Below are 1591 nucleotides of genomic sequence, written 5' to 3'. Positions count from 1 at the left end.
GAAAAGTAGATAGAGGAGGCCCAAGAGTATAGGATGAAGGGTTTGATCCTGGCTCAGGGTTAACGCTGGCGGCGTGCGTAACACATGCAAGTCGGACGGGTTATAGATCTTCGGAGATATAACCAGTGGCGAACGGGTGAGTAAAAGGTAGGGACCTACCCGAGGACAGAGATAGCTACTGGAAACGGTAGGTAAACTCTGATAAGCCCGAGAGGGGAAAGTGGTAGACAGCCTTAGGATGGACCTACTATCCATCAGGTAGTTGGTGAGGTAAAGGCTTACCAAGCCTATGACGGATAACCGGTGTGAGAGCATGGACGGTCACAAGGGCACTGAGACACGGGCCCTACTCCTACGGGAGGCAGCAGTGGGGAATCTTGGACAATGGGCGAAAGCCTGATCCAGCGACGCCGCGTGAAGGAAGAAGTCCCTCGGGATGTAAACTTCTGAACTAATCGAATAAAAGGGTAGTGGACACACTACAGAAGAAGGTAGATTAGGAAAAGTCCCGGCTAACTACGTGCCAGCAGCCGCGGTAAGACGTAGGGGGCGAGCGTTGCCCGGAATTACTGGGTGTAAAGGGGACGTAGGCGGGTGATCAAGTCATCTGTGAAAAGATTGCTCAACGATTGGCTTGCGGATGAAACTGATCATCTTGGGCGTAGCAGAGGTAGACGGAATTACCTGAGTAGGGGTGAAATCCGCAGATACAGGTAAGAACGCCGGTGAAGAAGTTGGTCTACTGGGCTACAGCTGACGCTGAGGTCCGAAAGCCAGGGGAGCGAACCGGATTAGATACCCGGGTAGTCCTGGCTGTAAACGATGCTCACTAGGTGTAGGGAGCGAAAGACTCTCTGTGCTGAAGCGAACGCGCTAAGTGAGCCACCTGGGGAGTACGTCCGCAAGGATGAAACTCAAAGGAATTGACGGGGGTCCGCACAAGCGGTGGAGCATGTGGTTTAATTCGAAGCTAACCGAAGAACCTTACCAGGGATTGACATGTAACTGAAGGTAGAGAAATCTACTGGCCTGCCGCAAGGCAGGAGGTTACACAGGTGGTGCACGGTCGTCGTCAGCTCGTGCCGTGAGGTGTTGGGTTAAGTCCCACAACGAGCGCAACCCCTACAATTAGTTACCAGCAAGTAAAGTTGGGGACACTAATTGGACAGCCGCCGACGAGGCGGAGGAAGGAGGGGATGACGTCAGATAAGCGTGCCCCTTATACTCTGGGCGACACACGTGCTACAATGGGGAGGACAAAGGGAAGCGAAGCCGGAAGGTGGAGCGGATCCGGAAAAACTCTCCGTAATATGGATTGTAGGCTGAAACCCGCCTACATGAAGCTGGAATCGCTAGTAATCGCAGGTCAGCCAAACTGCGGTGAATACGTTCCCGGGCCTTGTACACACCGCCCGTCACGCCACCCGAGTTGGGAACACCTGAAGGCAGTACGGTAGGTACTGTTGAAGGTGGGCTTAGCGAGGGGGGCGAAGTCGTAACAAGGTAGGTGTACCGGAAGGTGCGCCTGGATCACCTCCTTTCTAAGGAGAATTTAAGAGTTTCTACCTCCTCTATCTACTTTTGAGAGAGT

Annotated in this window: 1 rRNA gene; it reads left to right on the top strand. The window is 53.4% G+C overall.

Annotation, left to right across the window (positions count from 1 at the left end):
• The first annotated feature begins 30 nt into the window (after nucleotides 1-30).
• Nucleotides 31-1541: ribosomal RNA gene (locus NAAC61_RS10455) — 16S ribosomal RNA — on the top strand.
• The last annotated feature ends 50 nt before the right edge of the window (nucleotides 1542-1591 follow it).

The organism is Petrotoga sp. 8T1HF07.NaAc.6.1, assembly GCF_016772115.1.
GTDB classification, from domain to species: Bacteria; Thermotogota; Thermotogae; order Petrotogales; family Petrotogaceae; genus Petrotoga; species Petrotoga mobilis.
Note: the sequence above shows the minus strand (reverse complement) of the source record. Positions and strands in the feature narration are given on the sequence as shown.